Origin of the sequence: Rothia sp. HMSC08A08, from assembly GCF_001808385.1 — a bacterium.
In the GTDB taxonomy this organism is placed as follows: domain Bacteria; phylum Actinomycetota; class Actinomycetes; order Actinomycetales; family Micrococcaceae; genus Rothia; species Rothia dentocariosa.
Genome location: NZ_KV793063.1, coordinates 1 through 22,083 on the forward strand (window position 1 = coordinate 1; position 22,083 = coordinate 22,083).

At 56.2% G+C, this 22,083-nt stretch carries 17 protein-coding genes, 1 tRNA gene and 1 riboswitch; of the genes, 7 read left to right on the top strand and 11 right to left on the bottom strand.

Annotated features, from left to right (window positions below; translation table 11 throughout):
• Positions 1 to 14 precede the first annotated feature (14 nt).
• The 6 genes from HMPREF3164_RS04300 to HMPREF3164_RS04325 form a co-directional block, all read right to left on the bottom strand.
• A tRNA-Asn gene (locus HMPREF3164_RS04300) sits at positions 15 to 87 on the bottom strand.
• Positions 88 to 176: 89 nt separating this feature from the next.
• Positions 177 to 2,207, bottom strand: coding sequence for a DNA primase (gene dnaG / locus HMPREF3164_RS04305; protein WP_070449129.1), 2,031 nt, complete (start codon positions 2,205 to 2,207; stop codon positions 177 to 179).
• A gap of 106 nt (positions 2,208 to 2,313) precedes the next feature.
• Positions 2,314 to 3,675, bottom strand: a complete 1,362-nt coding sequence (locus tag HMPREF3164_RS04310) for a deoxyguanosinetriphosphate triphosphohydrolase (protein ID WP_070449131.1) — start codon at positions 3,673 to 3,675, stop codon at positions 2,314 to 2,316.
• 110 nt (positions 3,676 to 3,785) lie between these two features.
• Positions 3,786 to 4,952, bottom strand: a complete 1,167-nt coding sequence (gene dusB / locus HMPREF3164_RS04315) for a tRNA dihydrouridine synthase DusB (RefSeq protein ID WP_070449133.1) — start codon at positions 4,950 to 4,952, stop codon at positions 3,786 to 3,788.
• 141 nt (positions 4,953 to 5,093) lie between these two features.
• Positions 5,094 to 6,158 carry a GNAT family N-acetyltransferase gene (locus tag HMPREF3164_RS04320; protein WP_070449135.1) on the bottom strand — a complete coding sequence of 355 codons (1,065 nt, stop codon included), beginning with the start codon at positions 6,156 to 6,158 and terminating at the stop codon, positions 5,094 to 5,096.
• Between the two features lie 80 nt (positions 6,159 to 6,238).
• Complete coding sequence (locus HMPREF3164_RS04325) at positions 6,239 to 7,618, bottom strand: glycine--tRNA ligase (RefSeq protein ID WP_070449137.1); 1,380 nt, start codon at positions 7,616 to 7,618, stop codon at positions 6,239 to 6,241.
• Positions 7,619 to 7,861: 243 nt separating this feature from the next.
• On the opposite strand from HMPREF3164_RS04325, the gene HMPREF3164_RS04330 reads away from it, so the two are divergent.
• A complete protein-coding gene (locus HMPREF3164_RS04330) occupies positions 7,862 to 8,074 on the top strand; it encodes an RNA-binding S4 domain-containing protein (RefSeq protein WP_070449212.1) in 213 nt (70 codons plus the stop codon).
• Positions 8,075 to 8,175: 101 nt separating this feature from the next.
• Here HMPREF3164_RS04330 and HMPREF3164_RS04335 read toward each other — a convergent pair whose 3' ends face one another.
• Positions 8,176 to 8,940: an alpha/beta hydrolase gene (locus tag HMPREF3164_RS04335; RefSeq protein ID WP_070449139.1), complete on the bottom strand. Its 765-nt coding sequence runs from the start codon at positions 8,938 to 8,940 to the stop codon at positions 8,176 to 8,178.
• A gap of 95 nt (positions 8,941 to 9,035) precedes the next feature.
• Here HMPREF3164_RS04335 and HMPREF3164_RS04340 point away from each other — a divergent pair, with 95 nt between their 5' ends.
• Positions 9,036 to 9,851, top strand: a complete 816-nt coding sequence (locus HMPREF3164_RS04340; protein ID WP_070449140.1) for a MerR family transcriptional regulator — start codon at positions 9,036 to 9,038, stop codon at positions 9,849 to 9,851.
• 126 nt (positions 9,852 to 9,977) lie between these two features.
• Here HMPREF3164_RS04340 and HMPREF3164_RS04345 read toward each other — a convergent pair whose 3' ends face one another.
• Positions 9,978 to 11,261: a homoserine O-acetyltransferase MetX gene (locus tag HMPREF3164_RS04345; protein ID WP_070449142.1), complete on the bottom strand. Its 1,284-nt coding sequence runs from the start codon at positions 11,259 to 11,261 to the stop codon at positions 9,978 to 9,980.
• A gap of 84 nt (positions 11,262 to 11,345) precedes the next feature.
• Complete coding sequence (locus HMPREF3164_RS04350; RefSeq protein WP_070449145.1) at positions 11,346 to 12,692, bottom strand: bifunctional o-acetylhomoserine/o-acetylserine sulfhydrylase; 1,347 nt, start codon at positions 12,690 to 12,692, stop codon at positions 11,346 to 11,348.
• 109 nt (positions 12,693 to 12,801) lie between these two features.
• A riboswitch (SAM riboswitch) is annotated at positions 12,802 to 12,915 on the bottom strand.
• Between the two features lie 580 nt (positions 12,916 to 13,495).
• On the opposite strand from HMPREF3164_RS04350, the gene HMPREF3164_RS04355 reads away from it, so the two are divergent.
• From HMPREF3164_RS04355 to rsgA, 4 genes are all read left to right on the top strand, one after another.
• Positions 13,496 to 14,497 carry an ABC transporter ATP-binding protein gene (locus HMPREF3164_RS04355; RefSeq protein ID WP_070449147.1) on the top strand — a complete coding sequence of 334 codons (1,002 nt, stop codon included), beginning with the start codon at positions 13,496 to 13,498 and terminating at the stop codon, positions 14,495 to 14,497.
• Complete coding sequence (locus HMPREF3164_RS04360; protein ID WP_070449149.1) at positions 14,494 to 15,264, top strand: ABC transporter permease; 771 nt, start codon at positions 14,494 to 14,496, stop codon at positions 15,262 to 15,264. Before HMPREF3164_RS04355 ends, HMPREF3164_RS04360 begins: the two co-directional genes overlap by 4 nt.
• Positions 15,265 to 15,273: 9 nt before the next feature.
• Positions 15,274 to 16,068, top strand: coding sequence for a hypothetical protein (locus HMPREF3164_RS04365; RefSeq protein ID WP_048753028.1), 795 nt, complete (start codon positions 15,274 to 15,276; stop codon positions 16,066 to 16,068).
• 117 nt (positions 16,069 to 16,185) lie between these two features.
• Complete coding sequence (gene rsgA, locus HMPREF3164_RS04370; RefSeq protein ID WP_231375383.1) at positions 16,186 to 17,334, top strand: ribosome small subunit-dependent GTPase A; 1,149 nt, start codon at positions 16,186 to 16,188, stop codon at positions 17,332 to 17,334.
• Positions 17,335 to 17,439: 105 nt separating this feature from the next.
• Here rsgA and HMPREF3164_RS04375 read toward each other — a convergent pair whose 3' ends face one another.
• Both HMPREF3164_RS04375 and HMPREF3164_RS04380 read right to left on the bottom strand, forming a co-directional pair.
• Positions 17,440 to 18,186 carry an SDR family NAD(P)-dependent oxidoreductase gene (locus HMPREF3164_RS04375; RefSeq protein WP_070449152.1) on the bottom strand — a complete coding sequence of 249 codons (747 nt, stop codon included), beginning with the start codon at positions 18,184 to 18,186 and terminating at the stop codon, positions 17,440 to 17,442.
• Positions 18,187 to 18,487: 301 nt separating this feature from the next.
• The gene (locus tag HMPREF3164_RS04380; RefSeq protein WP_065423715.1) at positions 18,488 to 19,492 is read right to left on the bottom strand and encodes an Abi family protein; all 1,005 of its coding nucleotides are present in this window, start codon (positions 19,490 to 19,492) and stop codon (positions 18,488 to 18,490) included.
• Positions 19,493 to 19,663: 171 nt separating this feature from the next.
• Here HMPREF3164_RS04380 and HMPREF3164_RS04385 point away from each other — a divergent pair, with 171 nt between their 5' ends.
• On the top strand, positions 19,664 to 21,865 hold the full coding sequence (locus HMPREF3164_RS04385; protein WP_070449154.1) for a S9 family peptidase: 2,202 nt from the start codon (positions 19,664 to 19,666) through the stop codon (positions 21,863 to 21,865).
• Positions 21,866 to 22,083 lie beyond the last annotated feature (218 nt).

The following is a 22,083-nucleotide window of genomic DNA, read 5'->3' on the forward strand; positions in this document are numbered from 1 at the left end:
GGCCCTTTAATAAGCTCCCCCGACTGGACTCGAACCAGTAACCCTTCGATTAACAGTCGAATGCTCTGCCAATTGAGCTACGGGGGATTATCCCGTTACGGCGTTTATCCGCAACGAGTAATAACTATACCGGCTGTTTGTTGCCTCCGCAACTTAGGGTATAGTGATGTACCTTACTAGTTTTTTGTGAGTGTTCTGCGGCGCATTTCAAGCTCTAAAAGCTCTCGCTGCACGTGCGCATACTCTTCACCGTCAGAGGCCGAACTGAGCTGCTCCAGGCGCATCATGAGGTCGGATTTCTGTCGGGTGATCTGGTGGATAAAGAGACTGTTGAGGGTACCCTCAATAAACCTGGGGAGGTGCTCTTCGTGGGCTATGGGCAATGCCGCTACACTCAGTTCGGCGATTGCGGGGTGTACCTCGGCGATAGTACCGGAACGCACTACGTTGAGCCATTCAACCCCGGCAGCGGGCGCTACCGTGGAGGCCGCGTGTATGATGCCGCGAGAAATTTCGCGGTGCATACGGTAGCGGAATTCTACGCGGGCGAATTCCTGCCACTGGGATACGCTCATCAAGTGAGGATGCTGCAGGGCGATTTCGAGTGCGGCCTTTTCGAGACGAGCCACGGGGTCGGCAGGGTCGGGGGCGAGTATTGGCTCTCCCCCGGCGGTATTTGCCACGCTAGTATCGCTGTGAGTGTCTGGCATAGTATTTCCGGGGTTCGCGGATCCTTCTGGCTGATACGCAGGGTTTCCAGCAGATGCGTTCCACGGTTGAGCTGAGTAGTTCTGCGGAGCCTGCTGACCGTATCCAGATACCTGCTCATACCGGGGCGTTTGGGGCTGCTGAGCCACCGGTTCGTACCGCTTTTTCTGCTGCGGATGGCGCTGGGCGTAGGCGACCGCACGCTGTATTTCCTCAAGTTCCATACCGAGCTGTCCAGAGACTTTACGCATATAGGCCGGGCGCAGGTCGCGGTCCCTGATCCCGGCGATAATGGGCGCGATGGCGCGCATCGCCAGCACACGCCCCTCTAGGGTGGTCAGGTCGAAGCGTTTGAGGGTTGTGTCGATGACGAATTCGAAGAGCGGACGGCGAGAGGCGATAAGGGATCGTACCGCCGCATCGCCCCTGTGCAGGCGAAGATCGCACGGATCCATACCTTCTTGGGCGACCGCCACGTATGTTTGTGCCACGAAACGCTGATCCTCTTCAAACGCTGCGAGCGCGGCTTTCTGTCCCGCGGCATCGCCATCGAAAGTAAAGATAATTTCTCCGCCGGAGCCGTCATCGGTGATCATGCGGCGTACCACTTTAATGTGCCCTGCACCGAAGGCGGTGCCGCAGGTTGCTACGGCGGTTTTGATGCCTGCCAGATGTGCCGCCATAACATCGGTATAGCCTTCGACGATGACGACCTGTTTGGTTTTGGTCATCTCACGTTTGGCGAGGTCGATGCCGTAAAGCACTTGCGATTTTTTGTATAGCGGCGTTTCGGGGGTGTTGAGGTATTTGGGGCCTTGGTCGTCGTCGAAGAGACGGCGTGCCCCGAATCCGATGGTTTCGCCCGCTACGGTGCGGATGGGCCAGATGATGCGCCCACGAAAACGGTCGTAGAGGCCGCGGTTTCCCTCAGAAAACATACCGGTAGCGCGCAGTTCCTCATCGGTAAATCCTTGGGAACGCAGATGTTTGAGCAGATTGTCCCAGCCACGGGGGGCGTATCCGACCCCGAAGGTTTTGGTGGCGGCTGGGTCGAACCCGCGAGCTCCGAGAAAGCGTTGTGCTTCCCCTGCGTTCGCTGAGTAGAGGCTGCGTTCAAAGAACTCTGCGGCGATTTTGTGTGCGTCGAGAAGTCGACGGCGCAAGCTTGCTTCGTACCTGTCTCGCGGGTTTCCACCTTCATAGTGCAGGGTGTATCCGATACGCGCCGCTAAGCGTTCAACGGTTTCGGTAAACCCGGTGTGTTCCATCGCCATGACGAAGGAGTAGACGTCACCGGATTCTCCGCATCCGAAGCAGTGGTAGGTGCCCATTTGCGGGCGCACATTGAAGGAGGGCGTGCGTTCGTCGTGGAACGGGCACAGCCCTTTGTACGCGCCGATACCTGCACCTTTGAGGGTTACGTATCCCTCAACGATTTCGCGGATATCGGTACGGGCGCGTACTTCATCAATGTCTTCTTTGCGGATTAGTCCAGCCATCGTCTCATTTCTGCTGCACCGTGCTGTAATAGCAGTTTTAGAAGGTATTTCATGCCCGTCTATGCACGGGGTCTCTGTCTTGTCTTTGCCGCATGGAAGGCTGCGGCTACCACAAGGGCTTCTCTCCCAGCATCCAGGGGGTTCCGTTGATGCGGGTGTAAAGCGCAACCGCCGACCTGTCGGTTAGGGATGCCACTTGATCAATAACGAGGCGCAGGCGTGCGTCGTCGTCATGAGTCCCCAGCTGCGCGTAGTCCGTTCTGAAGATGCTGTCGATGTACTGAGGGTATGCACGCTGGGAATCTTCGTATAGTGCTTCGACTAGGATACCCAGTATTTCGTGCTGGTGTTCGTAGTGGGGTTGGGCGTCGCGCACCGTCATAACGAATGCGGTTGCGATCCCCTTCATGACGGCGATTTCATCTCGGGTATCTTCCGGTACGATCAGTTCGGCGCTGTAGCGGGTTAGCGGGGTGTTTCGCCCATAACGTTCGCGGGTTGCTTCCACGGCGCTCCAGGCGAAACGACCGATGAGTTTACTGGTGAGTCCCTTGAACTGGGCTAGGGAAGCGCGCGAACCGGTCATGCACGGAACCCACCGGTTCAGGGTCTCTAAACGGCTGAGTGCCGCATCCAGTTGTTCGTCAGTAGCGGCGGGCAGATACCATTGGCGAGTCATGTCGAAGACGGCCTGCCGATGCTTCGCCTCACGCAGCTGTTCTAACTGCACATGCCCGCCGAAGACTGCATCTTCAACGTCGTGCACCGAGTATGAAATATCGTCGGCAAGGTCCATAACCTGCGCTTCCAGGCATTTGCGCTGGGACTCTACCCCGGCGTCACGCGCGCCCTCGCGGAACCATTCAAAGACCGGCAGGTCATCCTCGTAAACACCGAATTTGTGGGTTTGGGTGCCATTTGCGCGACGTGGTGCATCTGTGCGCGTCCACGGATATTTGCAGGTGGCGTCCAGGGATGCTCGTGTCAGGTTCAGCCCCGCAGATACGTCATGTTCGGCGATCACTTTCGGCTCAAGGCGGCTGAGCAGCCTAAGGGTTTGGGCGTTGCCCTCGAACCCGCCCATATGAGCGGCGAGCTTGTTCAGGGCACGTTCACCGTTATGTCCAAAGGGCGGATGCCCCAGGTCATGAGAGAGGCAAGCAGTATCAACTACGTCTGGATCGCATCCGAGCATCCGGCCCACTTCGCGCCCGACCTGGGCGACTTCAAGGGAATGAGTGAGACGGGTACGCACGAAATCGTCTGTATCCGGGTTCATGACCTGGGTTTTAGCGCCTAGACGCCGCAGCGCAGAGGAGTGAAGCACACGTGCACGATCGCGTTCAAAGGGGGTGCGATCCCGGAACGGATGTATTTCGGGCACCCAGCGTTCCGAATCGTCGGGGGTGTACCCTGCGGGCAGGTTCCATTCCCAACGTTCCTGCCCTTCTTCGGCAATGCGAGTCATCGCTCCTCCGTTCCTGCTCCCGGTGCGTCTGGCACATTGTTTACTACCTATATAAGCACTATTTCACCCAGACGCAATGTTTTTATCAGACTACGACAAACTCCGACCGATTATCCGCCCGAGATATCGAGTTCCGCCTCCACGAGTCCCAGCCTTTCAGCATCCCCCAAAATACGAGAATTAAGCCACCCATCCGGCAGATGCGGTTTCTTCGGGCTCCCGGCCCGGCCGCGCGAACCTTCAACCGCAGCCCCCGGATACCCGATACTGTGATCAAGCTGCCCCAGCAGTTCACGGAAAGTCGCTAAATCAGGTACGGTCGCCATCTTGGCACGCAACTCACCGCCCACCGGGTAACCCTTGAAATACCAGGCAACATGTTTACGGATCTCACGCAGTCCCTTGTACTCATCCGCAAAAGTCTCAACAAGCAGCTCGGCATGTCGGTAAATCATTGCGGCAACCTCACTCAGAGTAGGTCGGATACGCTCGGTACTACCCTCAAAAGCGTTCTGCAGATCGCCAAAAAGCCACGGGCGCCCTTGGCAACCACGCCCAATCACCACGCCGTCCACACCGGTCTGTTCGACCATGCGCACGGCATCTTCGGCAGCAAAAATATCGCCGTTGCCTAAGATGGGGACGTCTGGAATCGCCTCGCGAAGCTGCGCGATGGAGTCCCAGTCCGCTGTTCCCGAATAGTGTTGGGCAGCGGTGCGCCCGTGCAGGGCTATGGCAGCGACACCCGCATCCCGGGCTATCTTAGCGGATTCAAGGAACGTGATGTGGTCATCATCAATACCTTTACGCATCTTGATGGTCAGGGGAATATCGTTGCGCGATGCTTCTTTGACCGCTGTGTGCACAATCGCGGTGAAGAGATCGGTTTTCCACGGAAGCGCCGCGCCGCCGCCGCGTTTTGTGACTTTCGGCGCCGGGCACCCAAAGTTCAAGTCGATATGATCCGCACGGTCTTCTTCTACGACCAGCCGAATAGCCTTACCCACGTTAACCGCGTCTACCCCGTAAATCTGGATGGAACGAATCTGCTCATCTGCGTCGTGTTCGATAATACGCATCGACTCGGGTTTGCGTTCCACGAGGGCGCGCGCCGTCACCATCTCGGTCACATATAATCCACCACCGTACTCGCGGCACAGACGACGGAACGCCTTATTCGTCACGCCCGCCATCGGGGCGAGCACTACAGGCGTTTCAACGGTCAGTTTACCGAGGTTCAGCGGCGGTAATTTCAGGTGGGAGGCTTCAGAATTCACCTCTATATTGTGGCATACACACGCAAATCGGCACGGATGCACCTACCCCGGTTCACGACAGGCGCACCGGTCAGCGTTCGGCAAGGTTGTCAAGCCTTCACGCTGCGAGTTTTCTAGGGCCTCTTCTGGGCACTTTGTTCTTTAGGAAGCGGCACCCGGATAATCGCTTGCGTAAATATAGGTTGGGTCGCCTTCCACGCTCGCGGTTCCGGCACGCAGAAGAGCATCGGTTACCTCTACGAGAGCAGTCATCGAGTCGTCTACCTCAACCAACACCGGGTACTGCGCCGTCAACAGCGAAAGAAGCTGCATAATAGCCTCGACCGCGCCTTCGTTCTGCATGTCATATCCGAGCAAAACCTCAGTTGAGGTATTCTCATCGACCAGCGCGGCAGCAGGGTCAGTCTCAAAGGGGTGATAACTCACCGCAAAGGCAATGATTTCGCCTTTCTTCCCCTCTTTCTCAGCCTGCTGAATGTTATCGCGCAGTACCAACGCCCCGAAGGCGCGTGCCTCGTCCGAGAGGAAATACCGGTTTACGGTCCCTAACCCGACCTCGGCGGGAACATCCCAATCATGTGAATCGCGGTAGAACTCCCAGAGTTTCGAGGTCAGCTCAACCGAGCCGGTCGCCAAATCCTCAATTGCCTGGGTGGGTTTGCCGTTCTCATCCTCGCGCAGGGGCACCGGCGGAATCGCGCCCGCATCAATATGGATCAGGCGCGAGCGTTGAATCATTTTCATGTCCTTTGCCTGGGCAAATTCCTCGCCGGTGCTAAATGGTGCCAGCTTCACGCGGAGGTTCGGAACCTGCCCGTTTTCGGCGGCGATCTCACGCAGCCGGTCTAAAAGCTCGGTACCTAACCCGGCGCGGCGGTGCCCTTCGGCAACCTCAAGATAGGTCCACAGGCGTTGTGGGTGCAGAAGCGACGCAGTCACCACACCAGCGGCGATAGGCACACCCGAGTCGGTGACCACAAGGGTTCGGCTAAAAGGTGCGTCCGAGGCCTCTCCGAACGATGCGCGCTGCTGCGCCTCCTGTTCGCTTCGCGGATCTCCCCACACCTGCAGAAGTTCCAAATCGTCGCCTTCGCGCCAGGGACGAAATTCGTAGGTGTTCATGGGATGCCTTTCTTCCACAGGATGCGCGGGTTTCACCGCGAGGATAGGGTTCTCACCATTGTACGTATCGGCTAGGTTCTGCACCAGATCCAAGTGACTGAGTGAAAATACCGGCGGGGCTCTCTGTTGCAGAGACCCCCGCCCATGTACATATTGAAAAGAATCTATATGGCCAGACGCGCCGCCAGGTATGCCTTCACCTGATCGAGTGCCACGCGCTCCTGGCTCATGGTGTCACGCTCACGGATGGTGACCGCCTGATCTTCTAAAGTATCGAAGTCTACGGTAATGCAGAACGGGGTGCCGATTTCGTCTTGGCGGCGGTAGCGGCGACCGATAGCCCCCGCCTCGTCGTAGTCGATATTCCAGGCACCGCACAGATCGGCTGCCAACTTGTGGGCGGGCTCGGAGAGTTCGGGTTTCTTCGACAGGGGCAGAACGGCAGCCTTCACCGGTGCCAGACGCGGATCGAGTTTGAGCACCACGCGCTTATCGACGCCGCCCTTAGTGTTCGGGGCTTCATCCTCAACGTAAGCATCGACAAGGAACGCCATCATGGAGCGTGTCAGGCCGAATGAAGGCTCAATGACGTAGGGTACGTAGCGTTCGCCGCTGGCCTGATCAAAGTATTCGAGCTTCGCGTTCGAGTGTTCATTGTGCACGCCCAGGTCGTAGTCGGTGCGGTTTGCCACACCCATGAGTTCGCCCCATTCGCCGCCTTGGAAACCAAAACGGTACTCGATATCGATGGTGCCCGCCGAGTAGTGCGCACGGTCGTCCTCAGGAACATCGAACCGGCGCATGTTGTCGGGGTTAATGCCCAAGTCAACAAACCAGTTCCAGCAGTCTTCAACCCATGCATCAAAGTGTTTATCTGCTTCGTCGGGATGAACGAAGTATTCGATCTCCATCTGCTCAAATTCGCGGGTGCGGAAGATGAAGTTGCCGGGGGTAATCTCGTTGCGGAATGCCTTACCGATCTGCCCGATACCGAAGGGCGGACGTTTGCGGGCTGCGGTCACCACATTGTTGAAGTTTACGAAGATGCCCTGCGCGGTTTCGGGGCGCAGAAAATGCAGCCCTTCCTCGTTATCGACAGGTCCCAGGTAGGTTTTCAGCAGCCCTGAGAAGTTCTGCGGCTCGGTCCATTCGCCGCGTGTGCCGCAGTTCGGGCAGACAACCTCGCCCATATTTTCGGGCGCACGCCCCTTTTTAGCCTCAAAGGCTTCGATCAGGTGGTCTTGGCGCTGGCGCCTGTGGCACGAGAGGCATTCCACCAGCGGATCCATAAAGGTTGCCACGTGCCCGGATGCTTCCCACACCGGGCGCGGCAGGATTACCGAAGAGTCCAGCCCGACCATGTCTGCGCGTGAACGCACGAAACGCTGCCACCACTGCTGACGGATATTTTCTTTCAGTTCCACGCCGAGGGGACCGTAATCCCATGCGGAGCGGGAACCGCCGTAGATTTCACCCGCCTGGAAGACGAAGCCGCGGCGCTTAGCGAGCGCAATAACGTTGTCGAGAGTGGACTTTTCTGCCATGTTTACTCCTTTATGCCCCGCCACCGGCTGTGGCGTGCGTGAGTTCAGTGTTCTTCCGCGCGCGGTAAGCGCCGGGATATACGGTCACAAGTACAAGATACTAGAGTATCATTGCATGCCTGCGTTACCTGTAGTTTCTGGGCAACGGTAGACAGTGTTTAAGTTAGAGCGTGTATATGAGGAACACGTGGCGGGTTAGTATGACTGCCGCACATGGCGCCCTCCCGCCGATACACTGGTGACATGGAGAAAATCTATATTCGTGACGAAATGATTCGTCTGGGACAGTTTTTGAAGCTGGCTAATCTGGTCGAAGACGGTGCACAGGCGCGCGAGGTGATCCAGCATGGGCTGGTGAAGGTCAATGGGCATATTGAGGAGGCGCGGGGCAAGCAGCTGCATCCGGGCGATACGGTGAGCTTCAATGGGGTAAGTGCGCAGGTGGCTCAGGACTAGGTTTTCTATCCTTCCTCCTCCCCCCAATAACGTATCTTGGGTTGTGTAACGCACCGCCGGAAGGTGCGTTACACAACCCAAGATGCGTTATTCAGGTCCTTTTAGTCAGCTGACCCTTGCTCTGATGCCCCAGCATTACCCGCTGCATCCGCAACTTTTTCGGCACGGATTCGGGGCGCGTTTCCCAGTACCTTCACGTCGATGAACTCGCCTACGTGCCGTATTTCCAGGGCACTTACCCCGTGCCCGGCGCCCGCATACAGAACTTTGATGCCGTCGGTGTACGCACGAATCCACTCGTAGGTGTAATCCACGAAGGGCTGCGGAATAATAGGGTCTTCCTGGTCCCTGCCGTAGAAAACGGGTAGCTCGGTGGCTTTGAGCTCGTCATCCTTGAAATAAGGAGAGTCCGATTCGACCGCGTATCCGGAGAGCCCCACCAGTGCAGCAAATTTTCCTGGGCGATGCCGCACCATAGAAGTTGCCACCGCCATGCCTTGCGAGAACCCCACCAGCGAGACTGAAGCGTAGTGTGGTTCTTGCTGCTCGACCCACTCCAGCACGTAGTCGCTGGCCTGTTCTATGGTCCGCACATCCGCATTGAGCTGTTGATCCAGTGGGTACCACTGGTAACCTGTGGCCTCGGCGGGAATGTGGGCACCGGTTGTGTCCGCCGAAAACTGAGTTCCTACCGGCTGCGGGGCGCGCATCCCAGCATAGGTGATACCCTCCTGCGGCAGATGTTCAGCCAGTGACAGCAGGTCCTTCTCATGCGAACCGTACCCGTGCAGCAGAAGCACCAAGTGGGTTCCGGCGCGTTCCTCCTCGGGTCGGGAATATTCGACAATGTACGTATTTTCACTCATATCTTCATCTTACCGAGGAGCCTGCCATAAACAACCGAAATAGATTTCCGCTCAAGGCTTGACCCTCACCCAACGTCAGGATCTACAGTAAAAACATGGACGCGAACACTACACCAGATGGCGGGCAGCACGAGTACACCGTAGGAGAGGCTGCATCCCTGCACGGGCTGACCGTGCGCACGCTTCACCACTGGGAACAGCGGGGTCTGATCAGCCCCGCGCACGATGAGCTCAACGGATACCGCTACTACAGCGATGCCGATCTTGAGCGCATCACCGTCATTATGGGGTATCGCGCCATTGGCATGAGCCTTGAAACCATTCGCAGCGTACTGCAGGACGAAGCGAACAGCACCGAGCATCTACTCGCCCAGCGAGATATGCTCCAGCGCAAAATGGCCGCCTATGAGCGCATGCTAACAACACTAGATCAACTTTTGGAGGATGCAATGGCACCTAAGAACGAACAGCTCACCGCTGCAGAAAAAGCAGAAATTATGGGAGACGGGTTCAGCCCCGCACGTGAGCAAGAAGCGCAGGAACGTTACGGGCACACCGACGATTGGGCTGAATACCAACGCCGTACTGCGGCCATGAGCCGCACCGACTGGGTGAAGGGCAAGCAGGAGCTTGACGCAGTTGAGCAAGCCCTCGTCGAGGCTTTCACTCGTGGCGTGCAGCCGGGCAGTGAGGAAGCGAATGCGCTTGCCGAGCGGCACCGCGCCTCACTTTTCTTCTTCGAGGTAACCCCCGCCAAGCACGCAATTCTGGCACGCGGTTATGTTGAGGACGCCCGTTTCAACGAGCACTACGAGAAGCTCGCTGCGGGACTGGCTGTCTGGCTGCGGGACATCATCTACGAGAATGCCCGCGCCCACGGCCTTGACCCCGAGAATGTGACCTGGTGCTAACCTCGTCCATTCACAAATATCGGTACCGTACACAAAGCCTTGTGGGGACTTATTTCACGCCGAAATATAGTCCTCACAAGGCTTTTATGTACGGTTTCTATGTTCAGATATATAAAAAAACGAAAGCTAGTTCTGTTTTTGTGTTTCAAGAGGCGAACCGAAAAGAGCAGCTATATCTTGAAAGGATTTTTCTTCATCGACAGCACGCTCTCGCTCGGGAACCGGGACTCCGAGAGCCTTAGCGAGAATCGCCTCCAACTGGCGGGATTCGACTAAGAAACCGTCATGTCCGTGGTCGGATTCGATAATATCGACCTTTACGGGAACCGGCAGCGCCTCCGCCAGACGGTACGATTCGTGCGGGAAAAACAGGCGATCGGTGCTTACGGCGGCGATAGTCCACTTACAATCGCTGAGCGCAAGCGCATGCGAGAGGCTGCCGCGCCCGCGTGCAACATCGTGTGAAATCAGCGCCTCGTTCACGGCAAGGTAACTATTGGCATCGAAACGCTCAACGAGCTTATCGCCATGGTGGTCCAGGTAGCTTTCGACCGCATATCGTCCGCGGTTCTCACCGATGGACCCGCCGTCGGTGGATTCTCCGCGGTTTGCCTGCCGCCCAAAGCGGTGCTCCAACTCTGCTGGGCTGCGGTAGGTGGTATGGGCTATGCGCCTCGCCAGCGCGAGCCCGGCTGTGGGTGCCGCTCCCCCGTAATAGTCGCCGGAAGCAAAATTGGCATCAGCACGGATGGCGAGGTTCTGGGTGTGCGCCCAGGAAATCTGTTCGGCAGTGGCGGCGGGGCCGGCGGCGATGACCGCGCATCCGCGTACCAGCTCGGGGAAGGTTGCCGCCCATTCGATAGCGCGTGCTCCGCCGAGCGATCCGCCGATGACGTGGTGAAAACTCTTAATCCCCAACCGGGCGATAAGTTCGGCTTCGGCTCGTACCGAGTCGCGAATAGTGACGTGAGGGAAGCGTGACCCCCAGGGTTTTCCGGCGCCCGGGTATCCCTCGGGTACGATGCTTGCCGGGCCGGTTGAGCCGTAGCATCCGCCCAGGATATTGGGGGCTATCACAAAATATTTGGTGGTATCGACCACCGCGCCCGGCCCCACAATACCTTCCCACCAACCATCACTTTCGACCGCACGGATACTGGGTGCAGGCATATCCGATGTGGGAATCCCTCGCGAGACATGGGTGTCGCCGGTAAGGGCATGCAGAATAAGAATCGCGTTGTCCCCAGCTTCGTTAAGAGTCCCCCACGTCTCGTAGCCAATGTTCACCTGTGGAAGCACGGTACCGTTTTCGAGGGTGAAATCACCAATCGCCATCTGCCGCAGGTACCCCTGAGCGCTGGGATACTGCAGCTGCGACAGATAGGTGGCGTGTACGGTATTTTCCGTCATGTTTTCTCCTGGGTAACCGGTAGTTGGTAATGGCCGATACCGCGACCGGGCACTTACTGTGCAGCCCGGTCGCGGCGGTGCAGGTTAGGCGTTCAGAGTCGCAAAGCCCAGTTCAAGATCTGCAATAATATCGTCAATATTTTCGATACCTACAGAGAGGCGCACAAAGTTTTTGCTCACACCGATTGCCTCTAGCTCTTCTTCAGAAAGCTGCGAGTGGGTGGTGGATGCAGGGTGAATAACAAGCGAACGCACATCGCCGATATTCGCCACATTGGAGTGCAGCTGCAGGGCGTCCACAAAGGTACGGGTCTGTTCCAGGTCGGCGTCTTTAAGGGTAAATCCTATGACGGCGCCCGGCCCCTTCGGCAGGTACTTCTGGGCTCGCTCGTACCAGGGCGATGAAGGCAGACCGGCCCAGATCACCTGATCGACCAGCGGATGCTCCTCCAACCAGTTTGCAACCTTGGTCGCGTTCTCGATATGGCGTTCGATGCGCAGGGAAAGAGTCTCCAGACCGATACCAATGTTGAAGGCGTTGGTTGGAGAGATCGCCGCCCCGGTGTCGCGCAGAAGCGATACTCGCGCCTTGAGAATATAGGAAAGGTTAGCACCGAAGGCGGAGTCTTTGCCTAAGTCACGGGCATAAACTAGACCATGGTAGCCAGGTGCCGGCTCGTTGAACTTGGGGAACTTTTCGGGATTGGCACCATAGTCGAAATTCCCGGAGTCCACGATAACACCGCCAATTGAGGTGCCGTGCCCACCCAGATATTTCGTGGCGGAATGGATTACCACATCCGCACCAAATTCGATGGGGCGCACAAGGTAAGGAGTGGGAACAGTGTTATCGACGATTAGGGGAACGCCATTGTCGTGGGCGATCTGGGCGATAGGCTCGATGTCGAGCACATCGTTCCGGGGGTTAGGTACGGTTTCTCCGTAGAAGAGTTTCGTGTTGGGGCGAACCGCATCGCGCCATTGCTGCAGGTCGTCCGGGTTCTCAACAAACGTAGTTTCAACGCCGAGGTCGGCAAGCGTATATTTCAGTAGATTGTAGGTTCCTCCGTAGATCGAGGGGGAAGCCACGATATGGTCGCCCGCACCCGCAATGTTGAGAATCGCATAGGTAATAGCCGCTTGGCCTGAGGCCAGCAAAAGCGCGCCCACTCCCCCTTCAAGGGATGCGATGCGGTTTTCGATAACCTCTTGGGTGGGGTTGTTCAGACGGGTATAGATAGGCCCAAGCTCTGTGAGAGCAAAACGGTTAGCGGCCTGTTCTGCGTTCTCGAAAACGAACGAGGTGGTCTGGTAGATAGGTAACGCCCGAGCTCCCGTTGCAGCATCCGGTGCCTGCCCCGCGTGAATCTGGCGGGTTTCAAATTTCCAACCGGCGGGGTTGGCGGGAGTCGGGACTGTAGTGTTGCTCATGCGAAGCTCCTTGTAATAGTTCAGGGGGCCGCATGCCGATTTCGGTACAGAGCTCTTAGGCTTTCTTCTCTGCAAACGAAAAAACGATGTACCAGAATCGGGCACATCGGTCCCGCGCTTGCGTTGTACTTTGTGTTCAACGCCTGGTCCTCACCCAGGGCACCCCACCGCGGAGGAGGGTTGCCGGCCAGCTAGCTGGGGCTTATCACTGGCTCTCATGACCTGCATCTAGAGTTTCATAGGAAGCGCACATGGTCAAGCGGGATGCGTGTTTTCGGCGCATTGTTGCAAAGATGACGTTTTATGAACTGTTTTCACGACAGCCTATTGTTTGGGAGAAACACCAATACTTATGCGCTTGTGACCGTGCCTATGTTGTACCCGAACCGCTAAAGCCATGTGATCTGCCGTTAGCCGTCGCTAAATTACCATCAGTGTAGGCAATCGTGAGCCATGCTACACTGATTGAAACCTTGAATCTAGGAGTGATGAGGTATGACCTCCCGCTAAAGTCGCACCGGCTCGCGGAATGCCCGCCCAGATGGTGGGCTCTAAAAATTTCAGAAATAACCCTGCTTTGGTTCGATACATTTCATGAGCGCATAGTGAGCGCTTGGGACACCAAAGTTCTGAGGGTTTTATTGTTATACCTTCCGCATCTGCAGTCGGTGACTTGGGATTATTCAGGCACTAAGAAGTGCCTCTCTCACGACTATTCATCTCACCCGCCCCACGTATTGCAGGCGTGCGAACACCATGCTCAAGAGGCTTCGGGTGACTAAGCACCGCAAGGTTTTATCACAATGTCTACAATTCTTGACGCGGCACAGCTATGCCGCACCTTTGGCAAGGGTGAACACGCTTTCACCGCTGTCGATAATGTTTCACTCAGCATAAGTTCCGGCGAAATTAATGCTCTGCTCGGTCCCAATGGAGCGGGGAAAACAACGGTTGTGCAGATGTGCGCAACACTGCTGACTCCCACGAGCGGAACTGTGCGCATCGACGGGGTGGATGCGCTTGCGCACCCCCAGCGTGCGCGCGCGTCCCTAGGGCTTGCGCTCGGCGGGGATACCGGGTTCTATCCGCGAGCATCCGCCCGCGATAATCTTCTCTTCTTTGCCGACCTTGCCGGGGTTAGCGCGCGCAAACGCCGTACCCAGGTGGCAAACGCTTTGGAACGGGTTGATCTTGCCGATGTCGCCGCGAAGAAGGTACAAGAGTTTTCCCGCGGTATGAAACAACGTCTGCACATCGCACGGGCACTGCTGGGCGAGCCGAAACTGCTGCTTTTGGATGAGCCGACGAATGGGCTTGACCCAGATATTTCGCTGACAATTCGCCAGCTAATTCGCGCCCTCGCTGATGACGGCACCGCCATTTTACTCACGAGCCATCTGCTGGGCGAGATTGAGGAGTTAGCGCATCGGGTCACGGTCATCGGTGCCGGTCGCATGGCGGTTTCGGGCACGATAGCGGATATTACCGCGCATGCCGGGATTTCCGCTACCACCGTGGGGCGTGTGTGTGCGAATGCCGGGACGGTGCTTCAAGAACTTGCCCGGTCTTTGAGCGATGCGGGAACAGTGTTGCTGACCCCGCGCGGTAGCGAGTGGGAGATCACCGTGTACTGGAATGAACGTTCTGTTTCGGAAGGGTCGCACCCCTTCAGGACCGAACATGCAGAGGCTCTGCTGACCCGTATTCTCACTGAGCGTGAGGTTCAGATGCTCACACCGCTGTATACTCGCCCAGCCACCCTCGAAGAGGCATATCTGGCCATGGCGGAAGGACTGAAACGATGAACCGGCAACTTCGCCTAATGTCCTTTTCCCTGCGCCAATTTCTCACAGTTCCCTACTTCCTGCAGTTACTGCTGCTGAGCACCTTTGGGGCGACGGCCCTGCAGGCGCTCGCCGCTGGTGCCTGGCCAGTTGATGCGACCCTCGCCTGGACTCGCGCAGGCATTATCGGCACCTGGAATATGTGCATCGTTGCCGCCGGGATCCTCAACTTTGAGCGCTACCGGGGAACGTTCGTGTATCTGCTCAATGGTGCCGTGAACCCGCTGCGGGCGCTCGCAGCGGTGGTCTCAACTGCCTCCATTTTTGGGCTTGCCGCCCTGCCATTGGCCTGGGTTTTCTGGGCGCTGTGCACCTTCTCGGTAGATTTCACGGACTTTGCTCAGGTGGGTGCACGCTATCTGGTGGGTCTTTCGCTGCTGTGGATCTCGTGTCTGGCGGTGACCTTCGTGATTGCAGGGTTCTTTGTGGCGACCCCGAACGCTATCGCCTATGAGGAGCTGCTGCTTGTGCCGGTTTTCGTGGCTTCCGGGGTGCTTTTTACCGAGAGTTCCGCGCCTGCATGGCTTGATGGGCTCGGCACGCTGATTCCGATTCAGGCACCCGTGAAGGTTCTGCTTGGGCAGATGCCTATGAACTCATTCGGTGACTTTCTGGGCGTGGTAGTGCAAACCTGTGCGGTCACAGCCCTCTGGATGCTCGCGGCATATCTATTGGGTAGGCGAGCACTACGCGCGGCAACGGTACATGGCACTCTGGGTGCAATCTAGGAGGCTGCGATGTTTAAACGAACGAACTTTCTCTATCGTCTGAACAGTACCGCCAAGGTTGGGTGGTCTTCATCCATCACCTTCGCCACAGTTGGTACGGCACTCAGCACCCTCGTGATCGTACCGGGGATGAGCGTGCTGTTCAGCGTTCTACTAGGACGCGATCTTTCCGCACCTGATCCTGTGCGGATCGCATGCGCCTCTGCCCTGGCAAGCGTGGTACTCAGCGTGGCAGTCGGTGTTGTGGCGCGCGCGGCGACCGACCGCTGGCTGGGAGTGTTCGAGCAGGTGTGCACCGCCCGACGGTTTGATGCGGCTTATTGGCTGGGAGTCTCTGCAATGCCCGTGCTTTTAGCTCTGATCACTGGCATCACGAACCTGGGTGTTGCAGCTGCCTATACCGGTTTCGGTGGTTCCCTTGAAGGCAGCCTGTCCATGCTTGTGCGTTCTGTGACACTCTTACCCCTGGCTCTCATGGCAGGTGTATGTCTGGGTGTTTTCGCCGCTGGGCTGGGGTTGTATCTTTCCGACCCATACCTGGGAGGAACTATCTTAGGAGCGCTTCTGCCTATCAGTGCGGGCGTGATCGTGCCGGTAGATGCATACCCGGCGTGGCTGGCGGCATTGTGTACATTGGTTCCCGGCGGACGAACGATTGCTTTGGTGAGCGGCTCTTCTGAAATGGTGGATTCAACAGTTGTGACTGAGGTGCTAGTCTGCGTACTTTGGGCACTTGCGGGGCTTGTCCTAGTACATGCCGCTGCGCGACGCATCCGCTCGGGTGCACGCACGAATCTGCTATAACCTTTCCCTTCTCGCGAGCAGGTGGTTTTTGTCCCGAGCAGGTAGGGTTTTTCTACCTGCTCAGTCAGATCCTATCTGTTCGCGAGGCAGTAACTACTCAAGATTTTGAGGATTTTAATGTCTACTTTTACTCTTATGTCTTTGGGCTACGATGCCCTCTGGCACGGGCAAGCTGTAGCCGCCGCCTACGCTGATAATCTCGATCTTCACGAACTCGCGATCGCCCGAGTCAGCACGATCCACCGCACCCGGTTCGAGGCCATAGGTGCTCCTTTCCCGGATGCCCCGGACTCTGCCGTACCTTTGCGTACGTTTTCGGTGACACTCTCCACTGCCCCGCATGATGACGAGACCGAGAGTCTTCCAGTCGTTGGTGACTGGGTTTTGCTTGACGCGCACCCAGACCACACCGTCCTGCTCGCTATTCTGCCGCGCCGCACTTACCTGGACCGCCCGAGTGCTACGCGCATCTCAACTGCGCAGCCGGTAGCAGCGAATGTTGATGCGCTATGCATTGTGGAGCCAGTATTCCCCGAGCCTTCGGTGGGACGCATCGAACGGTACGTGGCACTGGCACGCTCCAGCATGTGTGAAGCGGTTCTAGTGCTAACAAAAACCGATTTATGTTCCGCAGATGCATTTGAGGACTACCGCAGCTCCTTAGGCCGCGATGTAGATGCAGTTCACGCGGTCAGTGTGGATTCGCCGGCGAGTATTGCGGATTTCTACGCATCCCTAACCGGCAAAACGGCAGTTTTACTGGGGCGTAGCGGTGCAGGAAAATCTACACTTGTGAATACGATGCTCGGAGACACGTATTTTAGCGGTGCGCCTGGGACGATCCCGCAGGTTGTCTCAGGTGTTCGTGCCTCCGACGGCAAGGGCAGGCACACCACAACTTCTCGCCACATGCTCGTGGGTAAACATGCTGTGGTCATTGATACGCCAGGTGTTCGTGCACTGGCAGCGACAACTGATCCTCACGCCATCGACGAGACTTTTACGGATATTTCGGTTCTTGCCGCTAAATGCCGCTATACGGATTGTGCGCATCGCAGCGAACCTGGATGCGCGGTGCGTGAGGCTCTCGGTTCCGGGCTTTTGGATGCCGAGCGCTTCGACCGTTACCAGCGGATGCGCCGCGAATCTGAAAATCAGCGCCTGCGTGCAGATGAGCGTGCGTACCGCGAGCAAAACCGTCGATTTACCAAAGCGAACAAGAGCGGCCGCCGCACCCTCATGCGTGTCAAAGGACGCAGCAGGTAGACGATTCTTCCTACTCTCTATCCACAAGCAGGTGTCTTTTGTCCCGAGCAGGTAGGATTTTTCGGCCTGGTCGGCCAAATCCTACCTGCTCGCGGACGTCAGGATTTAGAGCTTATCGCCCATCGAGACGTCAATAATCTGCCCGGTAATTGTTTGCGATGCATTCTGAGTCAGCAGACCAATTACTTCTGCTACATCCTCAGGCTGGGTAACCTTCTTCATCGCATTGCCGGATTTCACGAATTCGGCTGCCTCCGCATTATCGCGCAGCCAGGCGGCATTAATGTCAGTATCGACCACGCCGGGCGCCACAAGGTTCACTGTAATACCCTGAGGTCCAAGCTCAACAGCCATATTCCGCACCAGGTATTCCAGTGCAATCTTACTCATACCATAGCCCGTCATCGCGGGGAACGCGTAGCGAGTCAAAACCGACCCGGTGAAAACATAACGCCCACCCGGTGCACTCATAAGCGGCACCAGCCCGGCAGCAAGTTCGTAGGGGGCAACCGTATTGATCTGCAGCAGACTGCGCAGAGCCTCTCCATTGAGCTCCTGGAAGGTTCCCTGCGTACCAACACCTGCGTTGAGCACAGCAACGTCGAGGGTATCCCCACCCAGCGCATCCTTCACGTGAGCCAGAAAGACAGAAACGGACTGCGGGTCTGAGAAATCAGCCTGTACAGGTGTTACTTTTACCCCGCGCTCGGATGCGACAGCCTCTACCTCACTGAAGTCCGGGTTCTCCGCACGGTGCTGCGCAATCACGTGATACCCCAGCTGCGCCAGCCGAACCGCAGTCGCCTTACCAATACCGCGGCTGGCGCCGGTGACGAGAGCGATCTGTGCCATATTTCCTCCTTGTATGAGCTGTGAAAGACGCTGAAAGTTCAGCATCACCTTTCAGCATAGTGAAATGGAAGTTGAGCTGTCTATCAAGGGGCACTGCGCACATCCCTAGATATGGCGTCGACAGATACACCGCTGCAGATTTCTAGGTCCAGCACAGGCATTGGCTCCCCGGTAAAAACCTTCTGGTTTACCATCGTTATTGCGGGATATATCTGTCTCAAACTAGTTGATAGCACAGTTTTAGCACTGCAAATAACTCCAAAGGGCAAGTTATTAAAAAGAATAACAATTCTTATTAGGCCTATAAAAGGGAGCCGGACCAACTATTCGGCAAACCCATGCTTTTCATGGATACTATTGGATTCGGTATAAATTTATCCTCAAGAAGATTAACAATTTTTCCTTGCCACGATGAATTAGGGGATATAGTTCGCAACAAAAATGCCATAAGGACAAGAGTGCCATAGATCCGTCCACTTTGCCCGTCAGGTAAAGTAGAAAGCCCATGTACCGTACGCAAAGCATTGGTAGAGGCAGGGGTAAAAGACTTATTCCAGAGTCTTCCATGATGAGCACATGTATTCCTCACAATGGATAGTTGCTCAAACCAGCGTACAAGTGGATGACTGCGAAGTGTTTTCCTCCGCAGATTTGCGGGCAGCAGATTTAGGTCAATATTCACGCCTAAATCTTCCGCCAATTTATATTGATCAGTTGTTTTCAACCCTTCATAAAGCTTTGAAATATCAGAAAAATCAAGGACATCAGCAAGAACCCAAAAAGGGTATTGACCACCATATTGATCTGCATAATGCTTAATAGATTCATTACGTCGCATAGCACGAGAAACGCGTTTATCAGCAGTTTCTAGCCATTCTTCATGTTTAAAATTAGGCCGAAATATAATCTTATTACGATAACTTAGTGATCCTTCAGAAACTAACAACTCACCAATACGAGCTCGTAAAGCTACTTCAATACGTTCGATACCATCATGAATAAGCGTACGAAGCTTACGATCAGCCTCATAAAGAGCTATAACATCTTCAAACGAGGTTCTGGGCATAAACAGATCACCTCTACATATTTGTCCATCAGAATTTTTAGTTATAATTCGATTCGGATACCAATACGCTGACAAACGGTAATAAGAGATATTACTTAGCCACTGCTGAGCTATATCATCTTCGATGCTCATCCCCCGCTTACGTAACCGCTCAATCTGCTGCTCAAGCGTTATTGGTGGCTTTAGAGGTATTGTTCCCAATGTATCCGCCTTTGATATATAAAAAGAGATCCAGCCCACTCTCAATGTAAATCGAGGCGGGCTGAACGATTGCCTCCATTCTACACGTTCTTGATCCCAATATCACCCCAAAAACCGTGCTAGGGCAGTAATTTACCTCTCAAGTCGCTACACTAGAGAACAAGCTAACAAAGCATTCGCCAACTAGTCGAGCCCGAGTCAAGGAGCCCCATGAGCGACGCATCGAACACCACGCAGACAGAAGAAGTTCCCCTCGTTCCCGTCCCTAAAAAGGTTGAGCATATTCGTGAGTATCACGGCGACACTTTTATTGACCATTACGAGTGGATGCGCGACAAAGAAAATCAGGAAGTCCTCGACTACCTGAACGCGGAGGCAGACTACACCGCCGCCGTCACAGCGGACCAGCAGCCTCTACGCGAGCGCATCTTTGAGGAGATCAAGTCCCGCACCCTGCTCACAGATTTGACGGTTCCGAATCGCATCGGCGATTGGTGGTATTACAGCCGCATGGTTCCCGGCGGTCAGTACCCGATTTTCTACCGTTACCCTGCCCTGCATGAGGGCGACGAGGTGGTGCGCTACACTCCCCCGGTTATTAAGCCCGGCGAGCCGCTGGAAGGCGAATCGGTGGTGCTTGACTGCAATGAGTATGCCAAAGACATGGAGTTCTTCGCACTCGGCGTGTTCCAGCCTTCGCGTAACGGTAAGCTTCTGAGCATTTCGGTTGATGAGAAGGGCGACGAACGTTACGAGCAGCGCTTCCTTAACCTGGAAACGGGCGAGTTCCTGCCCGATACCATCCCGAATATTAGCGGCGGGTCGTTCTTCATTAACCACGCGCAGCAGCTCGTGTACACTGTACCGGACGATTCGTGGCGGCCTTACCGCGTGTATGTGCATGATATTGGGGCGGGCACCGAAGATTATCTGATCTACGAGGAGACAGATCCCACCATGTGGCTGGGAGCGGCAATGAGCGCCGACCGTTCGTCCATCGTACTCTCAAGCGGCAACTCCGAGTTCACCGAGGTCAGCCTGGTGCCTATTGCCGAGCCGAAGAGCACGCCACGCGTGATCATTCCGAGGGATGCGCGCATTGAGTACCAGGCGGAGCCGATCACGATTGCCGGTGAAACCCATCTGCTGATTCAGCACGACTATAAGGCGCTGAACTCGGAGCTGGTGCTCGCCGATATGCCACAGGAAAGCGAATCTTTAGAGGAATATTCGAAGCGTTGGGTTCCGGTGATTCGCCACAGCGAAAATGTTCGCCTCGAAGGGTTCACGCTCTCTGCGACCCACCTGGTGGTGACCGCCCGCGCGGATACAACCACACGCCTGTTCCTTGCCCCGCGGGAGCAGCTGCCCGTGCAGTGGCGCCGCAAGAAGCCCGCAGGCATCACGTTCATGGAGCCTGCCGGGTTCGATGAAGAGCTGTACACCGCTGGCGTGCTGCGTGCCGAGAACTATTCCCCGGTTATCCGCATCGCCTACACCTCATTCCTAACTCCGCGCCGCGTATACGATTACTTCCCCATGTCGCAGACCCTGCTTCTGCGCCGCGAGACCCCGGTGCTTGGCGGTTATCAGCGTGAGGATTATCGTGCCTACCGTGACTGGGCACCCGCCGCCGATGGAACCCTCATCCCCATCTCGGTGATTCACCGCGCCGATCTTGACCTGACACAGCCGCATCCGGTGCTTCAGTATGCTTACGGCTCCTACGAAATTTCGATGGACCCCATGTTCTCTATCCCCACACTGTCGATTCTGGACCGCGGGGTGGTGTACGTGATTGCGCATATTCGCGGTGGCGGCGAGATGGGGCGCACCTGGTACCTCAACGGCAAGAAGCTGCACAAGAAGAACTCATTCACTGATTTTGTGGATGTCACCGATTACCTGGCGACCAAGCCGTGGGCGGATCCTGCGCGTATCGCCTGCTACGGTGGCTCTGCGGGCGGACTGCTCATGGGTGCCGTGCTGAACCTGGCTCCTGAGAAATATGCGGTCTCAATCGCCCAGGTTCCCTTCGTGGATGCGCTCACCACCATCCTTGACCCTGACCTGCCGCTTTCTGCTTTGGAATGGGAAGAATGGGGCAACCCCATTGAAGATAAGGAAGTGTACGAGTACATGAAGTCCTACACCCCCTACGAGAACATCCGCCCCGTGTGCTACCCCGCCATCGCGGCGGTGACCAGCCTGCACGATACGCGCGTGTTCTATGTGGAGCCCGCCAAATGGATTGCGAAACTGCGCGAAACCATCGACCCGTCATCCCCCACCCCACTGTTGAAGATCGATATGACTGGCGGACATGGAGGCGGTTCCGGGCGGTATACCCGCTGGCGTGAGATTGCTTGGGATTACGCCTTCATCCTCACACACCTAGGGATTACCAAATAAGCGGGTATACCCTTCCACACGCAGATTTGGTACCTCGCGCGCTCGGAATCTGCATGCTCCAGCCCGCTGGCGTGAAATTGCTTGGGACTACGCCTTCATCCTCACACACCTAGGGATTACCAAATAAGCGGGTATACCCTTCCAATGTGTCCTCTTCCTGAGGACACAAAAGGCTCTTTATTCCAATAAAGCGGCGAATAATACGCTTTATTCGAATA

Coding starts and splice junctions, on each gene's coding strand:
- HMPREF3164_RS04330 (WP_070449212.1), top strand. CDS start 7,862: ATGGAGAAAATCTATATTCGTGACGAAATGATTCGTCTGGGACAGTTT.
- HMPREF3164_RS04355 (WP_070449147.1), top strand. CDS start 13,496: ATGTCTACAATTCTTGACGCGGCACAGCTATGCCGCACCTTTGGCAAG.
- HMPREF3164_RS04365 (WP_048753028.1), top strand. CDS start 15,274: ATGTTTAAACGAACGAACTTTCTCTATCGTCTGAACAGTACCGCCAAG.
- HMPREF3164_RS04350 (WP_070449145.1), bottom strand. CDS start 12,692: ATGAGCAACACTACAGTCCCGACTCCCGCCAACCCCGCCGGTTGGAAA.
- HMPREF3164_RS04345 (WP_070449142.1), bottom strand. CDS start 11,261: ATGACGGAAAATACCGTACACGCCACCTATCTGTCGCAGCTGCAGTAT.
- HMPREF3164_RS04360 (WP_070449149.1), top strand. CDS start 14,494: ATGAACCGGCAACTTCGCCTAATGTCCTTTTCCCTGCGCCAATTTCTC.
- dnaG (WP_070449129.1), bottom strand. CDS start 2,207: ATGGCTGGACTAATCCGCAAAGAAGACATTGATGAAGTACGCGCCCGT.
- HMPREF3164_RS04385 (WP_070449154.1), top strand. CDS start 19,664: ATGAGCGACGCATCGAACACCACGCAGACAGAAGAAGTTCCCCTCGTT.
- HMPREF3164_RS04325 (WP_070449137.1), bottom strand. CDS start 7,618: ATGGCAGAAAAGTCCACTCTCGACAACGTTATTGCGCTCGCTAAGCGC.
- HMPREF3164_RS04310 (WP_070449131.1), bottom strand. CDS start 3,675: ATGACTCGCATTGCCGAAGAAGGGCAGGAACGTTGGGAATGGAACCTG.
- HMPREF3164_RS04335 (WP_070449139.1), bottom strand. CDS start 8,940: ATGAGTGAAAATACGTACATTGTCGAATATTCCCGACCCGAGGAGGAA.
- rsgA (WP_231375383.1), top strand. CDS start 16,186: ATGTCTACTTTTACTCTTATGTCTTTGGGCTACGATGCCCTCTGGCAC.
- HMPREF3164_RS04375 (WP_070449152.1), bottom strand. CDS start 18,186: ATGGCACAGATCGCTCTCGTCACCGGCGCCAGCCGCGGTATTGGTAAG.
- HMPREF3164_RS04340 (WP_070449140.1), top strand. CDS start 9,036: ATGGACGCGAACACTACACCAGATGGCGGGCAGCACGAGTACACCGTA.